Source organism: Longimicrobium sp., from assembly GCF_036387355.1.
GTDB lineage: Bacteria > Gemmatimonadota > Gemmatimonadetes > Longimicrobiales > Longimicrobiaceae > Longimicrobium.
This window is the reverse complement of sequence record NZ_DASVTX010000380.1, coordinates 1-8,099: the sequence shown is the minus strand read 5'-3', so window position 1 is coordinate 8,099 and position 8,099 is coordinate 1. Positions and strand designations below refer to the sequence as shown.

General features: G+C 72.1%; 7 protein-coding genes and 2 pseudogenes. 6 read left to right on the top strand and 3 right to left on the bottom strand.

Annotated features, from left to right (window positions below; all coding sequences use genetic code 11):
- The 3 genes and pseudogenes from VF665_RS16620 to VF665_RS16610 form a co-directional block, all read right to left on the bottom strand.
- A pseudogene (locus VF665_RS16620) lies at positions 1-329 on the bottom strand (menaquinone biosynthesis decarboxylase); the annotation flags it as partial.
- 97 nt (positions 330-426) lie between these two features.
- Positions 427-702: a hypothetical protein gene (locus tag VF665_RS16615; RefSeq protein ID WP_331054566.1), complete on the bottom strand. Its 276-nt coding sequence runs from the start codon at positions 700-702 to the stop codon at positions 427-429.
- Positions 699-1,442, bottom strand: a complete 744-nt coding sequence (locus VF665_RS16610) for a class I SAM-dependent methyltransferase (RefSeq protein ID WP_331054565.1) — start codon at positions 1,440-1,442, stop codon at positions 699-701. The genes VF665_RS16615 and VF665_RS16610 overlap by 4 nt, the downstream gene beginning before the upstream one ends.
- Before the next feature lie 150 nt (positions 1,443-1,592).
- Here VF665_RS16610 and VF665_RS16605 point away from each other — a divergent pair, with 150 nt between their 5' ends.
- The 6 genes and pseudogenes from VF665_RS16605 to VF665_RS16580 all read left to right on the top strand — a co-directional run.
- The gene (locus VF665_RS16605; RefSeq protein WP_331054564.1) at positions 1,593-2,183 is read left to right on the top strand and encodes a sigma-70 family RNA polymerase sigma factor; all 591 of its coding nucleotides are present in this window, start codon (positions 1,593-1,595) and stop codon (positions 2,181-2,183) included.
- A gap of 86 nt (positions 2,184-2,269) precedes the next feature.
- A complete protein-coding gene (locus VF665_RS16600; RefSeq protein ID WP_331054563.1) occupies positions 2,270-2,902 on the top strand; it encodes a hypothetical protein in 633 nt (210 codons plus the stop codon).
- On the top strand, positions 2,895-3,989 hold the full coding sequence (locus VF665_RS16595) for a polymer-forming cytoskeletal protein (RefSeq protein WP_331054562.1): 1,095 nt from the start codon (positions 2,895-2,897) through the stop codon (positions 3,987-3,989). The genes VF665_RS16600 and VF665_RS16595 overlap by 8 nt, the downstream gene beginning before the upstream one ends.
- Before the next feature lie 4 nt (positions 3,990-3,993).
- Positions 3,994-4,833, top strand: a complete 840-nt coding sequence (locus tag VF665_RS16590) for a hypothetical protein (RefSeq protein WP_331054561.1) — start codon at positions 3,994-3,996, stop codon at positions 4,831-4,833.
- Between the two features lie 46 nt (positions 4,834-4,879).
- Complete coding sequence (locus tag VF665_RS16585; RefSeq protein ID WP_331054560.1) at positions 4,880-5,113, top strand: hypothetical protein; 234 nt, start codon at positions 4,880-4,882, stop codon at positions 5,111-5,113.
- A gap of 1,921 nt (positions 5,114-7,034) precedes the next feature.
- Positions 7,035-8,099 (top strand): annotated as a pseudogene (locus VF665_RS16580) (phage tail protein); the annotation flags it as partial.

Sequence of the window (8,099 nt, the reverse complement as noted above, 5' to 3'; positions counted from 1 at the left end):
TGCATCTTGCCCCACAGCCCCTTGGGGATCTCGGGCTTGATGAGGTCGGCGATGCGGGCGGCGTGCTCTTCCACGTTGCGCACGCCCAGCGCCGCCGCCATCCGCCGCCACGAGCCGAAGACGTTGATGGCCACGGGGATGTCGCTTTCCGTGCCGTCCATCAGCACCGGGCGCTCAAAGAAGAGCGCGGGGCCGCCGCCGGGAAGCTTCATGGCCCGGTCGGTGATCTCGGCCATCTCCAGGTCCACCGAGACCGGCTCGCGCACGCGCACCAGCTGCCCGGTGCGGTCCAGGTAGCGCAGAAACTCGCGCAGGTTCTGAAACACCATCGTCACCGCCCCCCCATGCAGGAAGCGCCCGCGGACTCCGGGGCGCATCACCGTCGCGAAAAGAATCCGCCCCCCGGCGCGCGGAGGACGGACCGGGCTACTGCCCCAGCATCACCGCGCCCAGCCGGCGCACGATCACAAAAGAGACAAAGGAGACGCCGCCCAGGATGAGCATGAGCCGGGCGAGCTTCATCTGCCGCATTCCCACCTCGTTCAGCCGCCCCTCCGGCTTCCACACGCCGGCCACCGTGGGCCCCTGCGCCGGGTCTGCCGGGTGGCGCCACGCCAGCAGCTGCAGCACGGCGCTCGCCACGCAGCAGCCGAAGAAGCTGAGCAGCAGGGTGCTCGCCACCACCTTGAACAGCACGCTCATCGGCGCCTTCCATGGTGCAGGGCCGCGATGCCGCCGGACAGCGTGCTCCACTGCACGCCCTCGAAGCCCGCCTCCTCCATCCGCCTGGCGAGCTCCTTGGGCGCGGGGAACTGCACCACGGACTCGGGGAGATAGTTGTACGCGGTGGGGTGGCTGCTGATCATGCGCCCGATACGGGGAAGCACGTGCATGCTGTACAGGCGGTACAGCGTGCGGAACGGCTCCCACGTGGGGTTGGTGAACTCCAGGATCACCAGCTTGGCGCCCGGCTTGAGCACGCGCGCCATTTCGCGCAGCCCGGCGTCCAGATCCGCCAGGTTGCGCACGCCGAACCCCACGGTGGCGCCGTCGAAGGTGGCGTCGGCGTAGGGGAGCGACAGGGCGTCGGCGCAGGCGGGGCGCACGGGAACGGAGCGCGTCTTTCCCGCGCTCACGCCGCGCTCCAGCATTTCGTAGGTGAAGTCGCTCCCCACCACGCGGCCCCGGAAGCCGCCGCGCGCCGCCAGGGCCACGGCCAGGTCCATGGTGCCGGCGCAGTTGTCCAGGTAGGTGCCGCCGGGGACGCGCTCCCAGTCCAGCCGGCGCACGGCCAGGCGGCGCCACAGCCGGTCGATGTTCATCGACAGGACGTGGTTGAGCAGGTCGTAGCGCGGCGCGATGGCGCTGAACATGGTGCGCACGTGCGCCGCCTTGTGCGCCGGCGCGGGAAGCGCGGTGGGCCGCGCGGAACTTTCTGGCATACCGTAAACCGCTCGCGTCACTTAGAATGGAGCCGCTGAAACTAGCCCCCTCCCCGAGGCGCCAGCAAGACTGCGCCGCGGACGTGAAACTTCGCGCGCCCGCCCCCCGTACGGTCCCGCACGTCTGATCTCAGGCCCCGAAACCAAGCGGTGAACGCAACTCAGGTCTCCGACCACGAACTGGTCACCCGCGCCCAGCAGGGCAGCGAGAAGGCCTATCGGGAACTCCTCGGCCGCTACGAGCGCCCGGTGTTTTCCATTGTCTATCGCATGATCCGCGACCGCGAACAGGCCGAAGACCTGGCGCAGGAAACGTTCGTGCGCGTGTTCAACCACATCGACCGGTACGACCCGAAGTACAAGTTCAGCAGCTGGATCTTCAAGATCGCCACCAACCTGACGATCGACCACATCCGGCGGAAGGAGCTGAACACGGTTTCCATCGACGGATCGCGCAACGCCACCACGGCGGACCAGATCGAGGCCACGGCCATCACCATCATTTCCCCGGACGAGAACCCCGAGGAGTTGCTGGAGGCCAAGGAGCTGGGCGAGGAGATCGAGGAAGCCATCGGCAGGCTGCGGCCGGAGTACCGGGCCGCCATCCTGCTGCGCCACGTGGAAGGGCGCGAGTACCAGGAGATCGCCGAGATCATGGGGCTGCCCCTGGGCACGGTAAAGACGTACATCCACCGCGGGCGCAACGAGCTGCGCGATTCGCTGCAGCACCTGAAGGTGTGATCGCGGTTCCCGCGGGAACCCTGAAACTCCGGAGCCCCGGGCTCCGTACCTGACCACCATGATGACGAACCCACCCTGAGGACCTCGTGACGGACGCAACCGGACACCTGCCGTACTGGACGCTGGAGCAGCTGGCGGAAGGAGACCTTTCCCACGCGGAACGGTCCGTCGCCGAGCAGCACCTGCGTGCCTGCGCCCACTGCCGGGCGGAGATGGAGAGCGCGCGCGGCCTGGTGGCGGCGCTGTCCGCCCTGCCCCCGCTGGCGCCCTCGCCCCGCTTTGCCGACGCGGTGATGTCGCGGGTGCAGATCGCGCCCCGGGCGGCCGCGGCTCCGGCCGCCGCCGCCGCGCCCGCCGCCGCGCCGCGCGCGCGACGGATGTGGCTCGCGCTGGCGGCGATGGTGCTGGCGCCGGTGGCGCCCATCTGGCTGCTGGGACAGTGGCTGGCGGGGCACCCCATGGTGAGCGTGGGCTCGCTCTGGGCGGTGGGCCGCGAGTGGGCGCAGCAGGTGGCCTGGGGCGCGGTGGTGGAAGCCACGGGCACCCTGGCGCGCACCGGCGCCTTCAGCTGGGTGGCGGGCACGGTGGGGAGCCTGCCCGGCCCGCAGGCGGCGGGCGTTCCTCTGCTGTTGATGATGATTCTGGCCGCGATTCCGGTTTCGGCCTTCACGATGGCCCGGCTGCTGCGGGCCCCTGCTACGCGGATGACCCATGCGTAACCCGAATCACTTTCTTGCCGGGCTGGCGCTGGCGGCGGCACTGGCCGCACCGGCCCGCGCGCAGGACTCGCTGGTGCTGGACGCGGCGCCGCCCCCGGCCCCGGTGGCGCCCCTGCCGGTGGCCGCGCCCGCCCCGGTGGTGCGCGGCGACCAGCTGCACTTCAACGGCGACCAGACCATCGCCGCCGGCCAGACGGTGGACGGCGACGTGGTGCTGCTGAACGGCGACCTTACGGTGGCCGGCACGGTGCGCGGCGACGTGACGGTGGCGCGCGGCGACCTGGTGCTGGAGCGCGGCGCCGTGATTGACGGCGACGCGGTGGTGGCCGGCGGCCGCCTGGTGGACCGCGGCGCCCGCATCCTCGGCGAAATGCGGGTGGAAGACGGCTCCCGCGCGGCGGCGCTGCGCGGCGGCCCGGCGGCGCACGCCCGCTCGCAGCGGTCGTGGTTCGCCCCCATCGGCCAGGGGATCGCGGGGATCATTCAGACGCTGGCGCTGGGGCTGGTGCTGGCCGGCATCGGCGTGGCGATGATCTTCTACGGCATGCCGCACCTGACGCGCGTCACCGACACCATCCGCGGCGAGACGGGGCGTGCGGCGGCGGTGGGCGTGGCGGCCGGGGTGCTGAGCTTTCCCCTCTTCATCGTGGGCATCGTGCTGCTGTGCGTCACCATCATCGGCATTCCGCTGCTGCTGGTGTACCTGCCGCTGTTCTGGCTGGCGCTGAGCGGCGCGGGGCTGCTGGGCGTGGTGGCGGTGGCGCACGCGCTGGGCGAGCGCACGGCGGAGCAGCGCGGCGGCTACGACGGGCGCAACTCCTACAACTACCTGCTCACCGGGCTGGTGGTGCTGCTGGCCCCCAAGCTGATCGGCCACCTGGTGGGAATGACGCCCTTTCTGGGATGGATCGGCGACCTGATCGGCTTCTTTGCGGGGCTGATGCTGCTGGTGGCGGGCGCGGTGGGGATGGGCGCGGTGCTGCTGGTGGGCGCGCGGATGTGGGAAGAGCGCCGCTACCGCAAGCGGATGGGGTGGTCCGGCGCGGGAATGGACGACCTGGGCACCGGCGGCGCGCATGCGCTCTGATAGGATGCGCCGCCGGGTTGTGGCCGCCGCCGCGCTGCTGTGCGCGGCGGCGGCCCCCGCGCATGCGCAGTGGCGCACGGTGACGTCCGCGCGGCAGCTGCAGGGCGAGCGGCAGGCGAACGTGCAGGTGGACTACGGCGCCGGCGGGCTCACCGTGCGCCCGGCCGCGGCGGGGCTGCTGTACCGCATGCAGCTGCGCTACGACGAGGAGCGCACCCGGCCGCTGAGCAGCTGGGACGCGCGGACGGGGGTGCTGCGGCTGGGGGTGCAGGCCACGCACCGCAACCAGAACACGCGGCGGGGCGGCAACGCGGTGGTGGAGCTTGCCCGCGGCGTGCCGATGGACCTGAAGCTGGCGTTCGGCGCGGGCGACGCCTCGCTGGACCTGGGCGGCCTGTCGCTGCGCAGCCTGCAGCTTTCCACCGGCGCCAGCGCCACGGAGCTGCGCGTCAGCACGCCCAACCCGGTGCTGGCCGGCACGGTGGCGCTGGAAAGCGGCGCGGCGCGGCTGCACGCCAGCGGCCTGGGCAACCTGGGCGCCGAGCGCATCACCCTGGAGGGCGGCGTGGGATCGTCCACGCTGGAGTTTGACGGGGCGTGGCGGCGCAACGCGGCGGTGAACGTGGAGATGGGGATGGGCGCGGTGACGCTGCGCTTTCCCCGCGACGTGGGGGTGCGTGTCACCAAGGACACCTTCCTGACCCGCTTTCACAGCGCGGACCTGGTCAAGCGCGGCGACGCGTGGTACTCGCGCAACTGGAGCGCGGCGCGCACCCGGGTAACGGTGGACGTGAGCGCGGCGCTGGGAAGCGTTTCGGTGGAGTGGATGGACCCGAGGGCCTGACGTGTTGTCGGCGGGCGGACACCTGACCTGAGCGGGAGAGGGACCGATGCTGGGGAAGCTGCTGGCGATGGGTGTGGTGGCGACCGGAGGGCTGGTGGTGATGGGGATCGCGCTGGCGATGGTGGGCGCGGTGATCGGGCTGGCGTTCGCGGTGGTGGCGCTGGCCGTCAAGGCGATCCCGCTGCTGCTGATCGGCCTGATCGTCACCCGGCTGGTGCGCGCGTCGGAGCGGCGGCGCTTTGCGGTGTACGCCGCGGACCAGCGCTGGCTGGACAGCTGAACAGACGGGTCGCACACCGAAGCACAGAGACACGGAGGAGGAACGGCGAAATTCCGTTCTTCGAGGCAGAACCCGAAGGGGCATGGAGGTCACGGGAAACATCCCGGACCGCCATGCCCCTTCTCCATTTCCTCCTTGCTGTCCTCTTATCGCCTTCAGCGCCGAGGTGGGCGGCAGGACCGGCGGGGCGGAGGTACCGTCGCGGGCAGCGCGGCCGGCGACGGCCGCGAACTGGCATCTGGCGCACCGGATGCGTCGCATCAGCCCCACCGGGATTCTTCGCCCGCCTCGGACTTTGAGCGTCATTCTGAGCGAGGCGCTGCGCCGCACCGTCCGTCACGCCGGACTCTGGCGCCGACCGAAGAATCCCGCGCCACCGCTTCCCATGCACGCCCGGTTGCGCGGCGTGCTCGGACGCTGCGGGTGCGGCGGGAGAGGCTGGGGCACGCCACGCCGGACTGCGGCGCGGCGGATGGTTCGGTCCGGGATTCTTCAGTCGCGCATGAACGCGGTGCCGGGGAAGGCGCGGCGCACGCTCCTTCAGAGTGACCCCTCAGCGCCGAGGTGGGCGGCAGGAATGGTGAGGCGGAGGTGCCTCCGTGGGCGGCGGGGGCCGCGCCGGCCGCGCTGCCCGGGCGAACTGGCATCTGGCGCACCGGATGCGTCGCATGAGCCCCACCGGGATTCCCCACCCGCCTCGGACTCCGGGTGTCATTCTGAGCGAGGCGCTGCGCCGCACCGTCCGTCACACCGAGCTCTGGCGCCGACCGAAGAATCCCGCGCCACCGCGTCCCATGCACGCCCGGTTGCGCGCCGCGCTCGGACGCTGCGGGTGCGGTGGGCGAGGCTGGAGCACGCCACGCCGGACCGCGGCGCGGCTGATGTTTCGGTCCGGGATTCTTCAGTCGCGCATGAACGCGGTGCCGGGGAAAGCGCGGCGCGCGCTCCTTCAGAATGACGCGTCAGCGCCGAGGTGGGCGGCAGGAATGGTGAGGCGGAGGTGCCTCCGTGGGCGGCGGGGGCCGCGCCGGCCGCGCGAACTGGCGTCAGGCGCACCGGATGCGTCGCATCAGCCCCACCGGGATTCCCCACCCGGCTCGGACTTCGAGTGTCATTCTGAGGGAGGCGCGTCGCCGCACCGTCCGTCACACCGGACTCTGGCGCCGACCGAAGAATCCCGCGCCCCCGCATCCGATGCACGCCCGGTTGCGCGCCGCGCTCGGACGCTGCGGGTGCGGCGGGAGAGGCTGGGGCACGCCACGCCGGACCGCGGCGCGGCGGACGTTTCGGTCCGGGATTCTTCAGTCGCGCATGAACGCGGTGCCGGGGAGAGCGCGGCGCACGCTCCTTCAGAATGACGCCGCAGCGCCGAGGTGAGCGGCAGGATACCGGCGGGGCGGACGGTGCCGCCGCGGGCGGCGGGGGCGCGCGGGGAACTTTCACGGACCGGCGGAAAGTGGGGCAGCATCTCCACGAAACCGTGGGGAACGTCCGCCCCAATGTTTCACTGGGCCGGGTCCGCATCCGGCGTGCACTTTTCCCTAAGTGATTGCGGCACAATTCCGGACGGGAATGGAACAATCCGGCACACGCGTTGCCGACAATGCATGCCGATCCCGCCCCGCGGACCGGAGCGCACCGTGCCCTCCGCCGCCCCGGGCCCCGGGATCCGAAGTCCCCCGGCGACACTCCTTTTCCGGCATCCCCCGGCAAAAGATGCACAGCCGACGGCCCCCGTGGGCCGGCCGCCCGCGGCGCACCCGCCGCTCGCGGTGCTTTTCCCGTCCGGGCGCCATGCCCGCCGCGGCCGCCGCCCCTGTGCGGGCGGGGCGGCGAACAACCCCATCCTTTGCGGAGGAACCCCCCGATGCCGTCCGTGCTGACTTACCCAGGCGTCTACGTGGAGGAAGTCCCAAGCGGAGTGCGCACCATCACAGGCGTCAGCACGTCGGTGACGGCCTTTGCGGGCGCCGCCCGCCGCGGCCCGCTGAACCGTGCGGTGCGCGTGCAGAGCTTTGCCGACTACGAGCGCGCGTTCGGCGGGCTCGTGTCGGAATACGAACTGGGCTACGCCGTGCGCCAGTTCTTTCAGAACGGCGGCGGCGAGGCGTGGGTCATTCGCCTGGCCAAGAACCCGTCCGCCGCGTTCGTGGACCTGGCCGGCGCCAGCGGCCCCTCGCTGCGGCTCACGGCGCGCGACGAGGGCGCGGCCGGCAACGCCATCCAGGTGCAGGTGAGCCACGACACCGCCACCCCCGGCAGCACCTTCAACCTGACCCTGCAGTACACCTCGGCCAACGCCACCGAGAACCGGGTGGAAACGTTCGCCGACCTGAGCATGAACGCGTCGGACCCGCGCTACGTGGTGGACGTGGTGAACGACGCCTCGCAGCTGGTGACGGTGCAGGTGACCGCACCGGCCGGCGCGTTGGCCTCGGCGCAGGGCGCCAGCATCAGCGGCGCGCTGGACGACGTGGGCCCGCTGGTGACCGCCGGCGCGCACCGCTTTCAGGTGGTGGTGAACGGCGACGCGCCGGTGGAGGTGGTGCTGAACCCCGCCACCGACGTGGCCGGCGCCGACGCCGCCACGCGGCTCACCACGCTGGCCGCCGCCATCGCCGCCGCGGTGCCCGCCATCACCTGCACCGCCAGTGGCGGGCGGCTCACGCTGGAGTCCAAGGAAACGGGCGAGCGTTCCAGCGTGCGCGTGCTGCCGGGCTCCGCCAACGACGCCTCCGCGGCGCTCAAGCTGGGGAGCGCCAACGGCGGCACCGAGGTGGACGCGGCCGCCGCCATCCGCCCCGTGGAGCAGCCCGGCGCGGCCAGCATCGTGACCGCCCAGCTGGCGCTTTCGGACGCGCCGGCCCCCGCCAACGGCGCGCGTTCCGTCTCGGTGAGCCTGGACGGGTACGGGCCGGACGTGGTGACGCTCACCTACGACGCCTCCGCGACGGACCTGGACGACCGACTGGCCGCCGTCGCCGCG

Coding starts and splice junctions, on each gene's coding strand:
- VF665_RS16595 (WP_331054562.1), top strand. CDS start 2,895: ATGCGTAACCCGAATCACTTTCTTGCCGGGCTGGCGCTGGCGGCGGCA.
- VF665_RS16610 (WP_331054565.1), bottom strand. CDS start 1,442: ATGCCAGAAAGTTCCGCGCGGCCCACCGCGCTTCCCGCGCCGGCGCAC.
- VF665_RS16590 (WP_331054561.1), top strand. CDS start 3,994: ATGCGCCGCCGGGTTGTGGCCGCCGCCGCGCTGCTGTGCGCGGCGGCG.
- VF665_RS16615 (WP_331054566.1), bottom strand. CDS start 702: ATGAGCGTGCTGTTCAAGGTGGTGGCGAGCACCCTGCTGCTCAGCTTC.
- VF665_RS16585 (WP_331054560.1), top strand. CDS start 4,880: ATGCTGGGGAAGCTGCTGGCGATGGGTGTGGTGGCGACCGGAGGGCTG.